Consider the following 20,106-nt stretch of genomic DNA (forward strand, 5'->3'; position numbering starts at 1 on the left):
TCGCCAGACGCGAGCGTTCGCGCTTGACTTGGGGCGGCTTTTCGGAGACAACGAAAGTGTTGAGGGATCTCGTATCCCGAAAAGGCCTGGTTCTTCGGAGCCAGGCTTTTTCCGTTTCGTGCTTGGTGAATTTAGACTTCAGGCACTCGTTTCCTAGATAGACACCTCCTTATCGATCGCGCGCAGCCATTCGGCCACGTCCTCTGTAAAAGCGAATGTTCCGCTCCGGCCCGGAAGTTTGAAGACGCGCACGCCCACACCTCCGCGCGCCTTGGCTTTGCGAAACGCGGCCGCGCTGGGAAATCCCAACGCCTTCCAGAGCGCTGTGCCCGTCAGAAACGGACCCGATCCATCGAGCAGTGCATCTGCCAGCTGGGTCCCGGACACCTTCGACGCCATAGTATCGCTGTTCCTTTTTTTAAGCCGGATATTCGCCGATTGGCGTGCATGTCACGGGCGCTACGCTTGTCCAAGCGACGTTTATCGGGCCAAAATCGTCGCTTGACTTGGCCGCGAATCGGAAAGCGATGGGGAACACGAAGAAGGCGCGAACCGAATGGACCCTGACCAAATGGGTCATGGCCTGCGTCGATTTCCGCGCGACACCAGAGGATGCCGAGTGGATCAAGACCGATCTCAACTGCAGCAAGGATAGTCTTCGGCATTATCGCAAAGGCGAACGCCGCATCCGGGCCGACGTTGAGGGGTCCGTTCTCGATCGTCTGGAGACGCGCTTTCCGGGAACGGCCGCGATGCTGCGCGATCCCATGGCACAGATTCTTATACGGCGAGACCTCCCGGATGGAGCGCTTCGGCACACGATCAGGCAGCTGCCTGACCCGTATCGTACGCTACTTCTGGCGCTCGGTTACGGAGCAGATCGAAGCGAGATCGACCCCCATGTGAAGCTCGAAGCCGTGTTAGACTATTTGCTTTAGGCAACGTCGCTCGACACTCTCCAGACGATCGTCTTCATGCTCGCTTGGTGCGACGATATTGGCGACACGGTTTCGTGGACCACAATCTGCGAAAGGTACCGCGCAGCGCTGCCGAACATGATCTTCGAGGGAATACCCGAGCATCACTTTGCGCTGCTCGACGCGATCGACGAATACGCCCGAGCCATCGAGTTCAAGCACGGGCGACGCGTGAGTACGAAGAGCAACTGGCGGACGGCCGTCGCGAAAGCAAAGAAGATCCGCAAGGAAGGCGGGATAGCGATACAGGAGCATTGGGAGGAGATTCCCAAGGTTTTTGCGCTCCATATGGAACCGAAGGCAGACGAAGACCCTGGCTAACTTGTTGCATTAGTCAGGAGCTGCTTCGATCTCAGCGCACGAAGACCCTTCTGCGCGGCCCAAGGTCCAAGATGGTGTCGTCGCTCCACTCGTCGGCAATATCGAACCAGAGCTTGTCCGCTGCACACAGATGCAACACCGTCGAGATGATCTCACCTCTCGCAAAACCGAACCTCTCACCGTGGAAGATCGTCGATCCCAGTGTCGCAGGAAATTCGCCGAGCCAGCCCGACAGGATCAGATCGACCAGATTGCCATCGGGCTCATAAGAGGCACGGTCGGTGATCGCCTTTGCATTCGCCAAGCCTTTGGCGGCGATCGTGTCGTCGGTCGCTAGAAGAAAAGAGCAATCGGTCTGCTCGCGGCACCAGCGCATCATGGCGATATGGGCTCGTCCGGGAACCGAGGCACCGCCTGCCTCCACGAGGCGGTCAGCCTCTCGTCGTTCCTTGACCTCGACAATGTAGCGATAACGACGCCCTTCCCGATCATTGATCTCCACGAGATAATCGGGAGTGTATGTCCGCGTCTGTTCGTCTACGAGATCCGTGAACTCTATCGAGAAAGGCTCCCATGCGATGTGCTTCACCTCGTTCGCGAAATCGCACAGTTGGACGAATCCACGCTCGATCGATGACTGGAACGCGACCTTTTTCCCGGTTTTTCGGAGGCGATAAAGGCCAGTTTCCGCACTCACCCGAGCGGGAATTTCGCTTTTGTGCGAGGAGGTTAAGCGGACGTGGTCAACTAGTCTCATCGACTATGTCCACGCCAATTTGGGCAGGCAAGGATTGCCACCCAGTCTCAAAACTGGGCCGATATCGGGGTGAAAAACACCCAAGTGAGTCGCATATGTTGAGGAAATTATCATCTGGCTCGTGCCGGAAGCCGAAGGATATCCCCATACGATCGTCGATGAGGACGTCGAAATCTGGGGCGTGGTCGTCGGCCTCGCACGGCGATACCGATGAGCGCGCCGATTGCCTTATGTGATTGTAATTCCTTCTATGTTTCGGCGGAACGCGTCATGGATCTATCTCTTCGAGGCGTCCCGACCATCGTCAGCTCCAACAACGACGGCAATGCAATAGCCCGCTCAGCGGAAGCCAAGGCTTTGGGCGTGAAGATGGGCGATCCAATCTTCAAGATTCGCGACTTGATCGAGAAGCACGGCATCGCGGTCCGGTCGAGCAATTATACCCTCTACGCAGACATGCAGCGCCGGGTAATCGCTGCCACCGAACCGTACTGTCGCGACTATGAGATATATTCGATCGACGAAAACTTTATTTCATTACAAGGATTTGAGCATCTCGATCTCGTCGACCATTGCCAGAAGCTACGCGCCAACATCCTGCAGTGGACCACGATCCCGACCTGCGTCGGCATCGGGCCGACCAAGACGCTTGCCAAGCTCGCCAACGCGGCCGCGAAAAAGAACCCGATCTTCGACGGTGTGGCGGACCTCAGCGACGAACATATTCGTCGCTACGTCATGGATCGGTTTGAAGTCGCGGATGTGTGGGGTGTGGGATCGGCGACAGCGCGGACATTGCAGACGCTGGGGATCGAGACGGCGGGGCAGCTGCGGGACATGCAGTTGAAGCAGGCGAGGGGCATCGGCACCGTTGTGCTGGAACGCTTGGTCGCGGAGTTGAACGGCGTGCCGGCGGATGCGGTCGAGGTGATCGCGCCGCGGCGCAAGGGAATGGCGGTGACGCGCTCGTTCGGCCGCCCGATCGCCACCAAGCACGAGCTGATGGGCGCCGTGACCCAGTTCGCCATGCGCGCCGGCGAGAAGCTGCGCCAGCACGGTCTGGTCGCCGGCAGGCTGACAGCATTCTTCCACACCAACAGGTTCAAGCCCGAGCGGCCGCAATATAGCGCGGGAAAGGCGGTAACGCTCCATCCCATGACCAGCGACAGCTTCGAGCTCATCTCGGCCGCGCGCCGGGCGGTAGAGCGGTGCTGGCGAGACGGCTATGGCTTCACCAAGGCGGGTGTGATGCTCGAGCAGCTGGACGATGCTGCGCTGCGACCGCGCACGCTGTTCGAGGACGAAGACGGCAGGGCCAAGCGCGAGCGGTTGATGGAAGCGATCGATGCAGTAAATGGGCGCTATGGAAAGATGACGATCGTGCCGGCGGCACAAGGGTTCAAGCGGCCGTGGAAGATGCGCGCAGAGAACCTTTCCCCGGCATGGACGACGCGGATCGAGGATCTGCCGATCGTCGCAGCGAAGGGCTAGGCGATGTGCAATCTCTACCGGATGACGAAAGCGCAAGCGGAAGTGGCGAAACTGTTCGAGGTCAGCGCGCCATCGTCCCTCAATACGGCAGAAGAGATCTACCCGGGCTATCCCGGCATGGTCGTGGCGGGCGATACCTTGCGCTCGATGGTCTGGGGCTTTCCACTGATTCTCAAGAGCAAGAAGACCGGAGAGCCGCTCAAACCAAAGCCCGTCAACAACACGCGCACCGACAAGCTCGACAGCTATATGTGGCGCTACAGTTTCCAGGACCGGCGATGCCTCATCCCGCTGACGGCTTGGGCCGAGGCGGAAGGTCCGAAGGGCAAGATGACGCGGACCTGGCTATCCCTGCCCGATGCGGAGCTGTTCGCGGTTGCCGGTATCTGGCGGGAAAGCGAGGAATGGGGCGAATGCTACTCGATGGTGATGCGACGCCGCCGGCGAGGCAGCGGACGTTCATGATCGGATGCCCGTCATTCTGAACGGCGAGCAGCGGGCTGTCTGGCAAACCGGATCGCAGGACGAAGCGAAAGCACTTTGCCGCGGATATGAGGGTGCCCTGGTGATCGAGCGAACCGATCAGTTGTGGAACAGGCGATCCGGATGAGACTGCTAGGTCAACCGAAGTAACTCGAAAATAACGAACAATTCGAAAGCATTGCGAAACCAGTTTGCTTAATGGAAGACTGGTCGTGAAGCATGTTTCGAACGCACCCAATGAGCCGCGCTCTGGTGCGTTCGGTCTTTTATTAAGGAGACTCCCTTTTCTCGGCCGCGCATCGACGGGGCGAACAGGACAGAGAGCCAAGCGGCGACGAGGTGCGAACCGGCCAAATTCAAGGACGGGGTCCCGATACCGCGCCGAGAGTTCGAGCAGTATTTCGATCAGGCCGGGCTCGAGTTGCTGAAGGTGATGTGACAGTCGCTCAGCAAGAAGATCAGTCCCAGGGTAGAACGGTACCGGTCGCAAGCATGGCCCGACCGAGGTCGCGACCGTCCGCGAGGGTGCAGGATGCAACCACGCGATCATAGCTTCGGCCTTCATTGCGACAGCGCATGGGTGGGGCGGCAATCGTAATGTGACCGCTTTTCCATCGCCCTGTCCGGCGTCCGAGCAACTCGACCAGGGCATCTCTTGAAGCCTCTCCCGAGGCCCGAGGACATGGATGATGCGGCCGGCAGGTGCCATCGATCTCGCGCGCCGCTATCGATGAGATGCGGATCTTCGGACCTTCCTCGCACCAAATTGGGCCGTCACCGTCCCAAACTGCGATCGGTGTACAGATGAACGCGGCGGCCGCGACAAATCCCATCGTGATTTCCTTCGATCTTCCCCGCCAAACTAATGAAGTCCCGCGTTTGCCATTCCTACGGTGAGAGCTATGTTCATGCCAGTCAACGATGAGATTACGGTATGAATATGGGCGACTTGGTTAAGACCGTGGCGAAAGAAACCGATGTCTCGGAGGGCAAGGCGAAGGACATCGCAATCAGCATCTTCAACGCGATCGGAGATGCCGCTGCGAAAGGGGAGGACGTAGCGATCCCCCAATTCGGAAAGTTCACGGTAAAGGATCGCCCCGCGCGCGAAGGACGTAATCCCTCGACCGGTGAGAAGATGCAGATCAAGGCGTCTCGGGCCGTGTCGTTTAAGGCTGCAAAGGGTCTGAAGGACAAGATGTGATCGCATGGCTGGATTACTAATATTGGAGTGATTCAGAATATGTATTTTGCGTGATCGGCGAGATTGGTCATTGCCGGTTCCATGCCGCTGACCGACCTTGCCGCACGGTCCTCCATTCATCTTTACGCGATCGACCCCGCACGTAACTGCGATCGTCGCTATCAGATCGAGCGCAGTTCGGACCTATTCGGCGAGCAGATCATCGAGCTAAGCTGGGGGCGCGCCGGCCGCCGGGGACAAGGCAAACGATTATCCGCGCCTTCCGAGGAGGAAGCCATCCTTCTGGTGCGAAGAGTGCCAAACGCAACACGGCAACGGATCGGATCGGCACCGCTTATCGGCCACAGGCACGTATCCACAATCTATCTTCTCAGAATGATAATAAGAATTATGTAAATACCAGTACCACTGGTGTCTATGTCCACTGTGTCCACTAGGTATCAGAAATCATTAGACAATGCTCCAACTTCGATCGATACTGGCACCAGTGTCCAGTATGCTAATTCTCACGCCCGTTCGAGCTGCCCGGATCGTGATGCCAAATGGCGAACGGACATGGACCGTACTGGATGTGGAAGGTGACGTTGTCGACAGCATAAGGCAATGGATCATTCACCTGGAGGAAACCAACGCTTCACCTAACACCACAACCGCATACCTCCGGCACGTGGTCGATTTTGCCAATTACCTCGGGGTCAACGATGCAAGCCTGCATCATCCTACAGTTGCACTCTATGACCGATTCTTAGCTTGGCGTAGCTCAAGCCGAAAGGGAGACCTGCCGAGCCCGAAGCTCATTCAACTGAACACCATGGGCGCAGAGAAGCTGTCCCCCTCGACCCGCAACCAGATTCACCTCGCCATCAAGTCCTTCTACCGGTTTCTTTTCGGATCTGATGGCTTTGAGATAGCCACTCGCGAAGTTTCAAAAACTTACGATGGGGATCGGACACGCAAAGGTTTCTTGGAGCATATCAATGTAAGGCGGCATGTCAGAAAGAAAGACCGCTATAGTTCTGGCGACTTGGGTAAAGTCCGTAAACGGGTCCTGGCAAAGAGCTTGAGCCCTGAAGAGGTCCTCAAGCTCATTGAGGCTAGCAGGCTGATTCGTGACGCCTTTCTAATCGTGCTTTTGTACAATACCGGGATGCGTATTGGTGAAGCGCTCGGCCTTCGCATCGGCGACATAGACCTCTCCGAAAAAGTGATTTGGATCATACCGCGGGACGACAACACCAACAGTGCGCGCGCGAAATCCCGTCAAACACGCGGCGTCCCAGTGCATGATTATGTCCTCAACATGTATATCGATTACCTAACAAGCGAGGAATACGAGCCCGCGTTTGAAGGCGGGTCGGAATATGTATTCGCGAACGTCAAGAAAGGGCGCTTGGGAGATGCAATGAGCTTGTCATATGTTCAGAAATTGAAGTCCCTTCTTATGAAGAGGAAAAACATTTCATTTCATTGGCACATGTTTCGACATAGTCATGCTTCTGAAGCGATAGCAGATGGCTATAGTATTTTGGAAGTGGCGGATCGACTTGGGCACGTAGACCCTCAAACGACCGCTCAATTCTATCAGCACCTATTCTCGTCCGAGATCCGAAAACTCTATCTAACGGGTCCTGAAAAAGTGCAGGAAAGGATTGAACAACTACGCGATGCAGAACTTGTAGGAAAGGATATTCGGTGGGCGTGAACTCGCTAGCAATTGTTGGCGGAACGCCAGACGATACTGAACGCTACAAACTTTGGCTTGAGGAAAATCTCAAGGCAATCTCCCCCTTGCTTTCAGCTCACGATACTTGGTCAAACGACCTTCTAAACGAGGCAGTCGGCGAGAGTTGGCTAAGTGAGACCTATGCGACGCTCAGGCTAAATAGCGAAAGCCCTATTCTGACTGCCGAGATAAAAACCTACCTTATCTCCGTAGTACTCGACAATCGAAAGGCGGAGCCTGCTTGGTTTCGCCGCAGGATCCCTGTAATTCAGTTTCTGACAGAGCGCGGACATCAGCTCCTCGCGAGCGCAGGCGCAGCTAGTCTTTCAGACATACCCCATCCACTATTCCAACCTCGCGCAGCAGGCGATGCTAGCAAATCCGTTCAACATAACGAAGATATCCTGACTGCATTCACCGATTGGTATGGTGAAAGGTATCCCAATCGAAGGCGGACCCAAACACGTGAGTACATTCGCGATGGGCAAACTGTTGTGGGAGAATATCGAGCGCCGGAAATTCAATTGATCGGCGAGGTTCATAAGATCCTTATTATCAACCGTGCCCTCATGGTTCCGGTGGCCAATCAAGATATTATACTTCTAAACCACTTGTACAGCGAAGAAGACACACGTTTCCGTGACCGGCAACGTCGAAGCGATGCATATGTCAGCTTTCTAGATTTCGAGGCCTGGCTGCGGCCGCTAATGAGAAGTTTCATTCTCGACAAAATCGAACATGGCGAACTCGCCTCAAGGACCGTCTCAGGGATGCGATCGCGATTGCATCTCTTTGCGTCCTTTCTGGCCGAGGAAGGCGTAAAATCACCTGACAAAGTCACTGAAGAGTTGATGGAACGATATGTTGCATGGGGGAACAGAAGGGGATCCGCGGGCAAGAATTGGTACACTGATATCGTACAACTCTTGAAGAGGGCCCCCACCCTTCTCCCAGAGCAATGGAAGCCAATCTCGCTAGATCCTCGCGCAACGAAGAAGATCAAATACAAGCAAGCGCCAGATGACCCTCGGAACCGGCTTTATGCCTCACGCGAGGGAGCAAATAGGGCCGCTCCTCCAGAAGCGCTAAGCACTATGGTTCAGCTGTTGGATGAACTGCCCGCGCCCATCCCCGCGGTATTCATGCTTGGCATATCGACTGGTGCGCGTGCTGAAGATCTTCACGCCATTCTTTTCGACTGTCTAGAAGAGGATCCGCATGACAGCAGGTTTATGCTGCTGACATTCTGGCAAAACAATGTCAGTAAGTGGAACACGAAGCCTCTTCTAAAAACTGACCCCGCCCACAAAGCCCTCATCGAGATGATTGAAGCTCAGCGAGAGCGGGTGAGGCAGAAGCATGGCGGAGATACGAAATACCTTTTCCCGACATTCTACGGGAAGATGGAATCGTTTCTCGGGCACCATTGGACTTTGCAGGAACTGAAGAAGCTCTGCTTGAAGCATAGCATCGTCGATGATGAAGGCCGACCGTTTGATTTTACTTGGCATCCTCTCCGGCACCATCGAGGAACCCAAATGGCCGCCGAGGGGCACGACATACTCAGCATCATGTTCGAGCTTGGACATGCCTCGCCGGACATGGCCACGATGTACGTGAATCGCCGACTGGACCTCAAGAAGAAGGCGCTTCTCCATAAGGGTGGCGGGAAATTCTACACCATCGAAAGCAGGGTCGACACTGCAATCGGCGACCTATTGGTGCGGAAAGAAACGATGGTCGCCACCCGTGTGTGCGGAGGTGCATGCACCCTCCCCGGCCAACTCGGCGAATGGTGTGACAAAGCTCACGCATGCCTCAGCTGTAAATTCTTCAGGGCTGACAGCGACGACGTCGATCATTTCAGATGCGAACGTTCAAGTCTCTACAGTGCGATCGAAGGCCTCGAGCACGAAGCTAAAGAATTCGAGGAACAAGGACAGACGCGAATGGCTGAGATCACTCGCAAACGGATTCAGCGGAACAAGGATGCAGCTCAAAGTACAGACAACATCATTCGTTCCATCGAGCAGGATGGTGAGTACCAAGGTAGTGTCATCAAATTCAAGCCAGCGGTTCCTTTGCAAGAGCAGCTTCTATGAGCGATCAGACTCGGATCGCCAAACTCGCCGAGGCTCGCGAAAAGAGAAGCGAGGAAAAGCGAGCGTTAGTGGAAGATGCCATTCTTCGCTTAAGCGAAACGAAACAGCCAATTACGTTTGTTTCTGTTGCGCGCGAAGCCAATGTTAGCAGGCAGTATCTCTACAACAATTTTGCTCAAGAGATCGGACGCGTTCGCGACCAAACGCGAACTAACACAGGACTTGTCGAAGGGCAAAAGGTACCGGCCAGAACAAGTGACGAGTATCGGCATATCGAAGCTGCGCTACGCAACAAAATCGAGCGCCTTGAACATGAAATCAAAAAAACAAGGTTGGAAAAATCAACGGCTGATCGCCAAGCGGAGAAAGAGCGCGGGAAGGCTGAACACTGGCGCCAATTGTATGAGAGAGCGATGTGTCGCCCGCCAGTTTCTCCTTAGGCGACGCGTTTGCGTTTCAGACATCATTTTCTAGCCAGAAAGAGAACATCTTTATGAGCGATATCACTATCAACTGGCATCAAGGCGCGACGTCAGAACGCGCTCCTGAATGCGAGGCTGTGGCGATCGAGGCGGCCGAAAAGGTATTTAGACGTGCCCAGGTCACGGCCGGCGATGCTTGGGCAGAATACAGAAGACAGTCCGTAATCGCGATGAAGAACCGGGTTTACACATTCACGGGCCTCGCAGCCGTTTGGTGCGAAGCGGATTTGGATGCTCAAGAAAGTGTCCAGGACTTGCTTTGGGACGCGAGTGAAACGCCACTCATCTCGATCGCATCACGGGCGTGAAAGCCGAAGTTGAGATAGCTGCGCATACCCCTCATTTAGGGCGCGCCCGCAATACGCGGCACCGCATCACCGAGCAAATCATCGAGCCATGCAATAGGTCCGCCACGGGCGCCGCAGGACGTGAAGAAGGCTCTTTGCTCAGCGCGCGTAAAAGCCACAAAAAAGGAATTTAGTTCTTCACCGCTATCGGGTCTTAAACTCCACCAGCTCTGGCTGTCCAACCCAAAGAAGATGATCGTGTGGAACTCCATCCCCTTACTCTTGTGAATTGTGAGTAGCGGTACTTGGTCCCTGCCCTCGAATTTATCTAAAGCCGTCCGCCAATCGTCAGCGTCTGTCAAACACTCTGCGAGGAGTATTACAGCTCCTTCTCTGACACGTTCAAAGTCGGCATTGCGAGAATACCCTGGAGTGGCTTGGCGGATGTTATCTTCACCTACTGCCTCGATTATAAGTTGAACCAGTCCTTGAGCAGATTCTGCCTCAGGAGCATTATCGCGCATAAAGCGTCTCGCGGTTTTAGCGATGTCTTCGCATCGATTAGCGATGCGTTGCAGCAGGGTCTCATCATCGCTACCGGCGAGTTCAAGTGAACGCATCTCCTCATTGGCCCTACTCCACGATTGTGGATCACGCTTCGAGACACCTAGCCGCATAAAAGGCAAAACGATCTCTGTAAGCGGCTCGCCCAAAAGCTCTTGAATTGCGATGTCACCCACGTTTCTGGCGATGTTCCTCAGAGCGATTCCATGCTCGGCCAAAGCCGGAGCAAGCTCATCCTCCACATCGTTCGCGCGCATTCTCACCAGTACAGCAATGTCCTCTGGTCTGATCTCTCTCAGATCAACCTGCGCCGCGATCCAAGCGGCAAGCTCACTGATTTCCTCCTCACGATCAGCGAACTCCCAAATCGAACTAACGTCGCCGTCGACTTCTCTTGGACGACGGGCCTGAACCTCTTCAACGGCCGGATCAATATGCCGAGCGATAAGATGTTGGATAGCGACCAAATCGGCATGCGAACGCCAATTGAGAAGAAGGCTAATGGGTCGTGCGTTGCAACGCTGCGTGAATTCGGTGAAGGCATTCTCCATTGCTCCCGCCCAACCCATGATCCTTTGTTTGTCGTCGCCAACGGCGGTGAACTTCGTTCGATCGGGAGCAAATGCATTTAGCAGAAACTGAAACTGAGCTTTGGTGGTGTCCTGAAATTCGTCCAGGAAAACGATTGGATATGTTGCCCGCAACAAACGCAATATCATTGGGTTAGCCTGAAGTAGGTACTGGGCCAGGCGATTAAGCATTGAGAACGTGAGATACGTTCCGTCGGGGCCTGCGTACTGGTCGCGCCAATATTCCCTTAACGGCACTCGCCAGCGCTCCGGAATATGAGCGCCATCAACAGGCAGAGCCGCGACCTCAATCGCCCGCTCCAGTTGCCTCGCGTTGATACCTTCAATTTCTAAACGACGCATAAAATCGTTGAGGCTGGCGGCTGTAGGGAAGCCGATCTCATAGTCTACGGTAGGTCTATATTCATCTGGGATGGCTTGGCGAAACTGATCTACCAAACTCTTCGTGAATGCATCGAACGTGACTGATACAAACCGGCGCGCTTGCTGCTCACCAACCCGGAGTCGGACCCGATCTGCAAGCGTTTTTGCCGCGTCCCGCTTGAAGCTAATTGCGAGAATACGTTTTGGCGCCGGGCACAGCCCCGTCTGCAGAAGGTAGGCGGCCTTCTGGGAGAGGAACTCAGTTTTTCCCGCGCCCGCGCCAGCGGTTACACAAACACTTCGATCAATCTCACGAAGGGCCTCCCACGCACGGTCTTCAAGTTCGAGAACCCCTTGCGGTCGCCAGTCATCGGGCGGGATCAAGGTCATCCGATGATCGCCGTGCGGACTCGATCAAGGAGCGTTTTCAGTTCCGGCGGTGCGTCTTCTCGCAGGTCATCATCGGTTAGACTGCTAAGCGCGGATAAATGTGCTTCTGGTTTGCTCTCACCAAAGAAAAGGTATGGATACCACCCGAATCTGTCATCCCAAGAGGTGTCGTACAAAACCGGCTTGCCCCCCCTTTTAAGGGTTGTTTGCTTCTTTGCTTCGATCGCATCCTCATCGAGGTGGGGGCCATAACCACCAGGATGTGGCTTCATATAAGCTGCGTCAAAGCAGCATAGCATCGCGAAGTCTAAGTCGATTGGAGACGAGAAGAAGATGTTCTCCTCACGAAGCGCCCGGAGCCAAGGATGGTCCTGATCGTCCTTGAGGAGTTTGGTTTCATCAATTTCATCGAGTTCATCAAGATCAATTTCTCCTTTGAGGGCAACCGTATTGTCAGCCAGGTCAATACCGATTTTGGCAAGTTCTTCGACAGCGTACTTAATTGTGCGCTTACCGCCGTGCTTTCGACCTAGGTCTAGATCCAGTAGCGTTGCGTAGGGGGTTCCGAGGTTCTGAACGAGGCGCCAAAAATGGCTTACAAATCTGCCGCCAAGAGGAACGATCGGAACGAAAGCACGATCAAGGGGGAAGCCTCTTGCTTCGGCGATCTTGGGTATCACGATACTCTCGGAGTCGCCTTCACCGAAGATTACAAAACGGGCGAAGTAGATCTCTGGATATGCTTTGACCGCGAGACGGACGAATTTTCTCGCCTCGTGAGTTGCAGGCGGCAAGGCTAAAGCTTTGACCGACGATCTTCTTGTTTGGTGATCAAGACGGGTGTGTCGGACTTCTTCCGGTTCGATGCGGCTCAAAATGCTTGGACTATGACTGGAAATCAGAACCTGCGCGCCTTCGAGCGCTCCAATCTCGCGCGCTTGCATCATGATCCGAGATAGAAAGAATGGAGAGAGGCTATTCTCCGGCTCCTCAATTGCGAGGATGGTCAGATACGTCCGACGCAATTTCTCCTGATCGAAAGCGCTGTCTTGCGGATCTGCAGCAAGGGCATCCCGCTCGATTTCCAGCGTTGCGGCGGTCAGTGCGATATGAAAGAGTGAACGCTGTCCGTCGCTCAGATCTTCGAGCTTACGAATTTGGCGCGCTTCGTCGGGATAGAACGCGAATTCCGCACGCCGAACGAGATCATCCAGCCTGCTCTCGACCAAGCGCAGCATAGGTTTTGCGTCGGTATCGCCCTGATGGACTTGATTCCATCTATTTTCCAAACGGCTAGCAATGAAGGCCGCTGGTGCTTCCGCATCAAACTGGTCTTGGATGCTTTTCGCGCCCTCATCGGCAGCCTCGGCCAAATCAGCCGACCAGCGCGCCGCTCTCCAGAGCCTGCCCTTAAGAAGGTTAGTGACTTGATCGGAGGCATTGCGACTTGCTGGGACATATATGAGCTGGACAAAGTTTCGTTCAACTGCGCTTACGCGCGCACAGCTTTCCCAGTTATACGCATCATCGAGCGCGCTAATCCAGCGGACTTCCTCTTCAACCGTCCCTTCAGGCGTGCCATCATCGGTCCAAGTAGCCTGCAGTCTTATGCGGACCTTAGGCGGCTCACCTTCTCCTCCCACTGACATGTGGCCGAAGACCTCCGGTACAGCATCGTCGTTGTCATCTCCCGCCAAGTCGGGAAAGCTCAAGATGCAATCAATTGAAAGCGTGACTCCACTCTCGACTGCTTCTTCATTTACTGGGACATGAAAGTCTGTTTTCTTGACAGAGCGTTGACCGGCGTTGGTCCCGAACACTCGTCCTAGAGCAGCCAGGATTGCGGTTTTGCCCGAACCGTTGTTGCCGACGAGAGCTGTTACTCCTTTCTCTAGGCCGACCGTGACAGGGTCAGGTCCGAAGCATCGAAAGTTCGTAATTGTTATCGATTCTATTTTCACGGAAGCTCCCTCTCACGACGATCAATTTGCCCTCGAGTTGAAATACAATCTTGCTCGGCAAAATTTGGCAAACGATTGCCTTCTACACTGCTCAACGCAATTGCCAGAAAAGGGAAGATCAAGAAGGCAGTATGTGACTTTTCTCGATGAGCAACTATCGCAAATTTCCATCAACGGCTTTCAGCATATTACTTATACATAAATAATTATTAGGATTCCCTCTAAAAATCCATATTGGCGTAGCAATCATTCAGAAAAGATTGGTGTTCACAGTGCGCTGTCATAGCCTCAACGGATTTCATTTCTTTGGAATATTCGCCACTTGATGCCTTCGCTAAATTAATTGGGAGGGCGTAGTCTTGAATATGAATCTTTGCAGGTTCGAGTGCCCCTGACCATAGATGTTCGATAAATTTGCGGATGAGCGAAATGGCTTCCTCGGCTTTGAGCTCAATACCTTGGCCAAATGCCAGCTGATTTCGGTTTTCACGATGAGGAAGCAGCATGGGTACAGCCCCGGCTGTTGAGTGGAAATGAAATGCCTCTCCGTCCTTGCCGAAGGCTCCATGAGCGACGAAATTGCGAAGTTGGCGCCGTATTATAGCCAGTTGGTCATAAAAACTTTTTGTAAGCGGATCGCTGATATTCAGCGCTGCCTTAAATTTTGATCCCCATTCGGCTTTAGCAAGTTCGGCAACCTTCTCTCCAGTGACGCTGTTGCCACGAAGAATGGCAATGTGGATGAACACATGTTCAGTCCAACTAAAGAAGCACTCGATGGCGGAGAGCCCCAACCACTTTGCCTCACGTTTAAGCTCGAATCCCGGGAAAGCGATAACGGAGCTGTGATCTCCAAGGTGTGTTACGATTTGCTCGTCTGCTCTAGCTTCTGCTTCCTGCTGCCTTTCCTCATACAGATCGAGGTGGAATTCTAGCCGCTCGTAAAGCTCTGGCGATCGGTTCAGAACATTAAGCTTGGATGCCATTGCAGCTTGTTGCGCTCTCCACTCAAAGTATGGCTGAGCTGCCTTAGTGGCCTTTTGAATTAGCTTGACGACTTCGGCTGCTGCCTTCTCGTCATCAGGTAGGTCGGACGCGAACACACCCAATCCGAACTTGCGATGTTCAATTAGATATGCCTGCCCGTCAAGGTCGACAGGAACGGACCAAGCGACTTTTTCAAATTGACCGAGATTTCGGAAACCTAGAAGGTCAACCAAGAGGAAATATACCAAAAAGTAGGCAGGTAGAGAACGGCCAGCTTCGGTCCTCTTTGCATTGAAAAGTAGACCCTTCGGGGCCCTTGTGTCAGAGTCGGCTTGCTTCAGCGGCGAGATAGCCTTTAGCGCTCGAGCTTTGATGTTCTCAACGTCGCTCTGTTTCACTTGTGGCCGTCCATCAACTGCGCATCGAGATATTGTCGGACGACATACGGGTCACTGACGTTTCCCGCTGCCATCCGATCCAGCGCGCTCTTCCCGCCAAAAATTGGAGCCTTGTTCGGTTCGCGCACCCACTCATTCGCAACCTTCGGAACAGGCAAAAGAACATTGATCGCTTGGAATATGCCGAGCACGTAGGAGATACGCTCAAGAGTATCTCTGCTCAGGTTAGGCCCCTTCCCTTCAGCCCACTGAGCCAGTCGAAAGGGATCGGTTTGGCCCAAGAGTGCCAGCTGTTCCCTTTGGTTTAATCCCCAAAGCTCTACAATCTTGAAGAAAGCGCGAAGGGCGACCCTGCTCTTCTTGGTTGCATCAGTCATTGGATACCTACCTACCACAGGATGAGTGAAGCGATTACAGTTTCGCTCGCACCTGTGCTCGCACATCCTGACCGTTTACGGACTTCTCTGCGAACACATATATTCCGCGGCCTCCACTCTGGGATTGCCAAAGTTCACCGACCGCTCGTTTCTCCGCAGAGTCGGCCACAAGATGTCCGCCCTTGTATTCGACGACCAGAAGGCGCCCGTCCTTCAGTTTCGCTACGAAGTCAGGATAGGTCCAGCCACCGGCGACAGGTAGCCGAAAAGCATTGGGATGGCCGGACACGTTCCGCACCCAGTATTCGATTTCACCCATGGCATCGATCAGTTGAGCGGCCTTAAACTCCTCACCCTCTGCGCCGTCCTCGCCTTTCCCGTCGAAACGAGGAACGCGGTCGGTGCCCAGGAAGTGCTTGGCGAAGGTGTATTTCTTCCCTCGATAAGTTGGGACGCCGTCGAACATGCCATCGAAGAAGCGGTAGCCGTCTTCGAAGGATACCTCCGGTTGTGCATCTGGCGCGAACAGGCAGGTCTGATAGGCGCGTTCCCGCGCCTCACGCCGGAGGGCGTCGACCTTGTCCTTGAGCTTGCGAGCCAGAATAAAACGACACCGCATCAAAGCGGCCAGAGGCAAATCGCGGGGACCAGTCAAGTGCTGCACCACTGCTGATAGCCAAGCCATCATCTCGCTGGCAGGCACATCATCCGCACGCACGCGGCGGGCTAGGATCTGGACGAGACCCGCCTCGCTCCACCCATTGACTGAAATGTCCAGCAGAAGCTGGTCGGACTGATCGGTGGGCTTCACGCGCAGATGATTTCCGTCGAGGTCTATCTCGAAGCCGTCCTCGGTCTCGGTCACGTCGAATTCGGACTTGGCGAGTTGCACCGGCGCATCGTTTAACGACCAGTCGAAGTACTCGGCAAACCGTTCGCTATCAGCGAACACCAACTCGCACTGCACATGAGCCATCAGCGCCGGCACGACGAATTCCTCGCCCTTCTCTGCCGGCGATGCCTTGTGGCCATGCTCCGCGTGGTACTTGGCGACTTCCTCGCGCACCTTTTCAGCATCGGCTTTGGGCAGCGCGCTGGTAACCTGCTTTACTTCGTCATCGCGTAGGAACCCGGTGACGACAATCGCGCTGCCACCTTCACCATCGGATGCAATGTCGATCTTGTCGGCCGCAGCCGCCTTTGCCTTGGCCAATTCTTCAGGCTTGGCCGTCACGCTGATCTTAACGGTCGGCTTGGGCCTGCGCCGTGCGCCCCAATCCTCGTCATCGTGCTGACCAAACTGGGGGTCCGGCTCGATGTTTTCGTCAGCTTCGGTTTCTTCGAAGCCCATATCCACGAGGCGGTCGCGCAGCGCATTCGCCGCTTCTGCGAAGCTACGGCTGACCAGTTGCGCGTACGCCTTGTTCAGCTTCGCCGACTTGCGGCGCGTGGCATAGGGCATGCGCAGGACGCGCCCCAGCAACTGCTCCGCATCAGTCGAACTCTTGATGTTGGCGACGGAGCAGAAAACGTAGGCGAAGGAGCAGTCCCAGCCCTCCTTCAGCGCTTCCTTGGTGATGACATACTCGATCAGCGGATCGGCGTCTGGATCAAACAGATCGATACCGTCCAACTCACGCTGTTCGCCCGTGGCGATGGCGATGGATTCGGGCGCGATGTGGTGGGTTTCAATCAGATGCTCTTTCAGCACCTCCACCGTCACCTCCTGCCCCTTGTCCTGCGCCTGGAACAGCACGATCGGGCGAATGTATCCATCACGGTCTTTCGCCGCCTCCTCAGCCAGTTCGGCTCGCTTCAGGATGGCTGCGGTTACCGCCCCCTGCCAGGTCTGGTGCTCACCTAGCTGAACCGGCAGCTTGATCATCTGCTCGTTCTTAAGTTCGAGCGCACTGACAGAATGGAGAATGTTGCTTTTGGGATGCGGCGTGGCGGTGAATTCGATGATAGCGCAGGGGTTCACCCTCGCCTGCATTTCACGCGACAGGCCGGTGACGGCCTTGTGCGCCTCGTCCACGATCATTAGCGGGCGATTTAGATGCATCAGATTGGCGAAGCTGTAGCGAATATCCGTCGGATCGCCGCCGACCTTATTCGCAAGTTCTTCGCCCAACGTCTCTAGCCCCTTCGCATGCTTGCCCACCTTGGTGAAGAACGGTTCTAGATCTTCCTGATGGTTGTAGACCTTGCGACCATCGGTATTGCTGACGCGGAGGTTCTGGATTGTGCCGACGAACACACACAGATGCCGACCGATGTCTTGCGGGCGCAGGCGCAGAAAATCGGACATATCGAACACGCGCACAGGCTCGCCGAAATGCTCGGATAGCGACTTGCGGTAGGGGTGGCGCGGGTTCTGAAGCGCTTCGACAGTCTGCTTGCGGATAGTGGTCGATGGTACCAGCCACAGCACCATCGGGAATTCCTGCCCGATATAGTCTTCGGCGGCGGCGGCGATGGAGTGTGCGGCCAGGATCGTCTTGCCGCCGCCTGTGGGCAGGCGCAGGCAGACATAGGGAAGCTCCTCATCACCCAGCAGCGGCGTGTAACTGCCGCCATAGCCGCGCAACCGTTTGGCCTGATCCGGCTCGGAGGTAATCGCCTCATAGGCTGCCTTGGGGCCGCGCACCCTTGCATCGCGCAGGTAGCGGCGGAGCGTATCCAGCGTTTCGCGCTGATAGGTCTTGAGCTGCATCAGCGCGCCTTCACGTCATAGGGAGTTTGCTTAAAGGTGATGCCTTCGCGTTTCAGTCCTTCAGGGCCGATCCGGCATGCCTCGCCATAGACGATCATCTGGCCGTCGAAATCGCCTGCTGTCTCCCGAATGATGGCGAGCGTTGTACGCGTCAGGACATTGCCGCCGGCCACGCTCTTATCGCCAAGGATGCCGTTGTAAAGAAGCGCAATTCCAGTTCCGTCATACGCGCCGAGGAACGGCGTCGTCGCTTTCCCAGCCATCGAAGTGCCGGTTTCAGCAAACCAAATATGCGCGGCGAGCGGTGCGAACTTGATCCCGGGTGCGATGGTGCCGTCCGGCGCGAATACCTCACCAGCAAGACGGTAAAACGCAAAGCCACCACCACCTTTCCACTCGACTGCTTCGCTAATGCCGCTTTGTTCGCCCTTGATGACGGCTAGTAATCGCGGCACGCAAAGAGTTTTGGCATGATCGCCCATTTCTATCCCAATCCAGCGGCGGTGCATTTTGTGGGCTACTGCTGCAGTTGTTCCAGAACCTAAGAAGGAATCGAGAACAAGGTCGCCACGCTCGGTTGCGAGACCAATTATCCGCTGGATAAGCCTTTCAGGTTTTTTGCTGTTGGGGAACAAGACACCTCCTTCCTGCCCTACACCGCCGGTCGTTTTGATGTCTGCCCAAAAATCGCCAGGGTGGGTCATGAGATTATCGTCAGCGAAGATGACTTGAACTCGTGGGCTTTTCGCAGATTCGTTGAAATCGCTTTTGAATAGATAAACCAGTCCAGTGCTAGACAGAGCCGCAGAAATAGCTCCTCCGCTCTTTTTACTGTTTTTAGCTAGCGTGAAGACGCTGCTTGAACCGACCGCCTGAATTATCCGATGTGCGTTCTCAAACTTCCACTGCTCCTGCTCTTCTTCCGGAATTTCTTTCCTCTTGAAGTAAGAGCTGAGGCTCTCAAATTCGCTCTTCCTTAGCAAGTTGTTGCATGACGCGATTGTTTGAGCGTCAGCCTCGTCTGAGGACACCAACTCCTTCAATTCTGCAATGTCGCTATTTGAAAGACCTTTCAAAAGGGTCTTGTATTCATCATTCCACTGCTTTGGAGGAATAAGGTCTATCGAGAACGATGGCCTGTTTGCCTTCGAGTAGATGAGGATCCATTCTTTGAGTTTAGGCAGTCGCTTTTCGGCATGCGCCATCTTCACGCCCGATGCCTCGCTCATCTTCACGGCGACAATGTTTACACGGGCAGCGCGGCCGAAAACCTCATCCATAAGAACGGTCAGATATGCACCCTCTTTGTCGTCAATCGAGGCGACGATAATACCATCATCAGCGAGGAGCTCCTCTAGCAATTGCAAACGCGGGAGTAGCGTACCAAGCCATTGAGAATGAGCAAGATTGTCATCGAATGCGGCACCAACAGCCGCGTTGATGTTGTAGGGCGGATCGATATAGATGCATTTCACCTGCCCGCGATAATAGGGCAGCAGCGCCTTCAACGCCTCCAGATTGTCGCCCTGGATCAGCATATTGCCGCTATCAGGATCGCCCTGAGACAGCGCATCATCGCGCTCGAGCAGGCGATACGGAACCTTGTCCGCCGCCTTCACATCCTGCTCGCGCGTTAGCCACGACAATATCGGCATGAATTCCCCGTACTTTCAAGTTGTCGGCTAGCTGTAGCCACCAGATGCTTGGGGAACAATTCCGTCTGCCGGATTGAGTGGGGATGACAAAATTGCCCCCTGATGCGATAGCCCCGTCAACGCCGCAGAAAGAGCGGCGCGGGGCGTAGTAACCTCGCTGAATGACTGAGGCTTGGTCAGTGCTTCTGGCCGGGTTGCTGTCGTGCATGTCCAGGGCCCTGCCTAAAGACGGCAGCGCGTCCGGACTCAGTGTCGGATGTTACTACGACCCGGCTCTTGAG

At 54.9% G+C, this 20,106-nt stretch carries 17 protein-coding genes and 1 pseudogene; 10 read left to right on the forward strand and 8 right to left on the reverse strand.

Annotation, left to right across the window (positions count from 1 at the left end; all coding sequences use genetic code 11):
• Nucleotides 1-153 precede the first annotated feature (153 nt).
• A complete protein-coding gene (locus tag PF049_14150) occupies nt 154-387 on the reverse strand; it encodes a hypothetical protein (protein ID WBY18018.1) in 234 nt (77 codons plus the stop codon).
• 140 nt (nt 388-527) lie between these two features.
• Between PF049_14150 and PF049_14155 the strand changes: the two genes are divergently transcribed.
• Together PF049_14155 and PF049_14160 are read left to right on the forward strand one after the other, a co-directional pair.
• Nucleotides 528-938, forward strand: a complete 411-nt coding sequence (locus PF049_14155; GenBank protein WBY18019.1) for a hypothetical protein — start codon at nt 528-530, stop codon at nt 936-938.
• A 117-nt stretch (nt 939-1,055) separates the two neighbouring features.
• Entirely contained in the window at nt 1,056-1,298 is a 243-nt protein-coding gene (locus PF049_14160) for a hypothetical protein (GenBank protein WBY18020.1), read from the forward strand.
• A 31-nt stretch (nt 1,299-1,329) separates the two neighbouring features.
• Here the strand turns inward: PF049_14160 and PF049_14165 are convergent, their stop codons facing one another.
• On the reverse strand, nt 1,330-1,995 hold the full coding sequence (locus PF049_14165; GenBank protein WBY18021.1) for a hypothetical protein: 666 nt from the start codon (nt 1,993-1,995) through the stop codon (nt 1,330-1,332).
• Between the two features lie 270 nt (nt 1,996-2,265).
• Between PF049_14165 and PF049_14170 the strand changes: the two genes are divergently transcribed.
• The 8 genes and pseudogenes from PF049_14170 (at nt 2,266) to PF049_14205 (ending at nt 9,848) form a co-directional block, all read left to right on the forward strand.
• The gene (locus tag PF049_14170) at nt 2,266-3,546 is read left to right on the forward strand and encodes a Y-family DNA polymerase (GenBank protein WBY18022.1); all 1,281 of its coding nucleotides are present in this window, start codon (nt 2,266-2,268) and stop codon (nt 3,544-3,546) included.
• Between the two features lie 3 nt (nt 3,547-3,549).
• Nucleotides 3,550-4,156 (forward strand): annotated as a pseudogene (locus PF049_14175) (SOS response-associated peptidase family protein).
• Between the two features lie 807 nt (nt 4,157-4,963).
• Nucleotides 4,964-5,233, forward strand: coding sequence for an HU family DNA-binding protein (locus tag PF049_14180; protein ID WBY18023.1), 270 nt, complete (start codon nt 4,964-4,966; stop codon nt 5,231-5,233).
• Between the two features lie 81 nt (nt 5,234-5,314).
• Entirely contained in the window at nt 5,315-5,629 is a 315-nt protein-coding gene (locus PF049_14185) for a WGR domain-containing protein (protein WBY18024.1), read from the forward strand.
• A gap of 100 nt (nt 5,630-5,729) precedes the next feature.
• Entirely contained in the window at nt 5,730-6,935 is a 1,206-nt protein-coding gene (locus PF049_14190; GenBank protein WBY18025.1) for a tyrosine-type recombinase/integrase, read from the forward strand.
• Nucleotides 6,932-9,058: a tyrosine-type recombinase/integrase gene (locus PF049_14195; GenBank protein ID WBY18026.1), complete on the forward strand. Its 2,127-nt coding sequence runs from the start codon at nt 6,932-6,934 to the stop codon at nt 9,056-9,058. Before PF049_14190 ends, PF049_14195 begins: the two co-directional genes overlap by 4 nt.
• Nucleotides 9,055-9,498 carry a DUF6262 family protein gene (locus PF049_14200; protein ID WBY18027.1) on the forward strand — a complete coding sequence of 148 codons (444 nt, stop codon included), beginning with the start codon at nt 9,055-9,057 and terminating at the stop codon, nt 9,496-9,498. Before PF049_14195 ends, PF049_14200 begins: the two co-directional genes overlap by 4 nt.
• A gap of 53 nt (nt 9,499-9,551) precedes the next feature.
• Complete coding sequence (locus PF049_14205; GenBank protein ID WBY18028.1) at nt 9,552-9,848, forward strand: hypothetical protein; 297 nt, start codon at nt 9,552-9,554, stop codon at nt 9,846-9,848.
• A gap of 35 nt (nt 9,849-9,883) precedes the next feature.
• Here PF049_14205 and PF049_14210 read toward each other — a convergent pair whose 3' ends face one another.
• From PF049_14210 to PF049_14235, 6 genes are all read right to left on the reverse strand, one after another.
• Entirely contained in the window at nt 9,884-11,734 is a 1,851-nt protein-coding gene (locus PF049_14210) for an ATP-dependent helicase (protein WBY18029.1), read from the reverse strand.
• On the reverse strand, nt 11,731-13,695 hold the full coding sequence (locus PF049_14215) for an AAA family ATPase (protein WBY18030.1): 1,965 nt from the start codon (nt 13,693-13,695) through the stop codon (nt 11,731-11,733). Before PF049_14215 ends, PF049_14210 begins: the two co-directional genes overlap by 4 nt.
• A gap of 221 nt (nt 13,696-13,916) precedes the next feature.
• Nucleotides 13,917-15,080 (reverse strand): hypothetical protein, encoded by a 1,164-nt coding sequence (locus tag PF049_14220; GenBank protein WBY18031.1) that lies wholly within the window; start codon nt 15,078-15,080, stop codon nt 13,917-13,919.
• Nucleotides 15,077-15,457 (reverse strand): DUF2384 domain-containing protein, encoded by a 381-nt coding sequence (locus tag PF049_14225; protein ID WBY18032.1) that lies wholly within the window; start codon nt 15,455-15,457, stop codon nt 15,077-15,079. Before PF049_14225 ends, PF049_14220 begins: the two co-directional genes overlap by 4 nt.
• Nucleotides 15,458-15,491: 34 nt before the next feature.
• Nucleotides 15,492-18,170, reverse strand: a complete 2,679-nt coding sequence (locus tag PF049_14230; GenBank protein ID WBY18033.1) for a DEAD/DEAH box helicase family protein — start codon at nt 18,168-18,170, stop codon at nt 15,492-15,494.
• Nucleotides 18,170-19,825 (reverse strand): site-specific DNA-methyltransferase, encoded by a 1,656-nt coding sequence (locus tag PF049_14235; GenBank protein ID WBY18034.1) that lies wholly within the window; start codon nt 19,823-19,825, stop codon nt 18,170-18,172. The genes PF049_14230 and PF049_14235 overlap by 1 nt, the downstream gene beginning before the upstream one ends.
• Nucleotides 19,826-20,106 lie beyond the last annotated feature (281 nt).

This window comes from Erythrobacteraceae bacterium WH01K (assembly GCA_027941995.1).
Taxonomy (GTDB): Bacteria; Pseudomonadota; Alphaproteobacteria; order Sphingomonadales; family Sphingomonadaceae; genus CAJXSN01.

Coding starts and splice junctions, on each gene's coding strand:
- PF049_14185 (WBY18024.1), top strand. CDS start 5,315: ATGCCGCTGACCGACCTTGCCGCACGGTCCTCCATTCATCTTTACGCG.
- PF049_14190 (WBY18025.1), top strand. CDS start 5,730: ATGCTAATTCTCACGCCCGTTCGAGCTGCCCGGATCGTGATGCCAAAT.
- PF049_14170 (WBY18022.1), top strand. CDS start 2,266: ATGAGCGCGCCGATTGCCTTATGTGATTGTAATTCCTTCTATGTTTCG.
- PF049_14200 (WBY18027.1), top strand. CDS start 9,055: ATGAGCGATCAGACTCGGATCGCCAAACTCGCCGAGGCTCGCGAAAAG.
- PF049_14155 (WBY18019.1), top strand. CDS start 528: ATGGGGAACACGAAGAAGGCGCGAACCGAATGGACCCTGACCAAATGG.
- PF049_14180 (WBY18023.1), top strand. CDS start 4,964: ATGAATATGGGCGACTTGGTTAAGACCGTGGCGAAAGAAACCGATGTC.
- PF049_14160 (WBY18020.1), top strand. CDS start 1,056: ATGATCTTCGAGGGAATACCCGAGCATCACTTTGCGCTGCTCGACGCG.
- PF049_14210 (WBY18029.1), bottom strand. CDS start 11,734: ATGACCTTGATCCCGCCCGATGACTGGCGACCGCAAGGGGTTCTCGAA.
- PF049_14205 (WBY18028.1), top strand. CDS start 9,552: ATGAGCGATATCACTATCAACTGGCATCAAGGCGCGACGTCAGAACGC.
- PF049_14235 (WBY18034.1), bottom strand. CDS start 19,825: ATGCCGATATTGTCGTGGCTAACGCGCGAGCAGGATGTGAAGGCGGCG.
- PF049_14225 (WBY18032.1), bottom strand. CDS start 15,457: ATGACTGATGCAACCAAGAAGAGCAGGGTCGCCCTTCGCGCTTTCTTC.
- PF049_14230 (WBY18033.1), bottom strand. CDS start 18,170: ATGCAGCTCAAGACCTATCAGCGCGAAACGCTGGATACGCTCCGCCGC.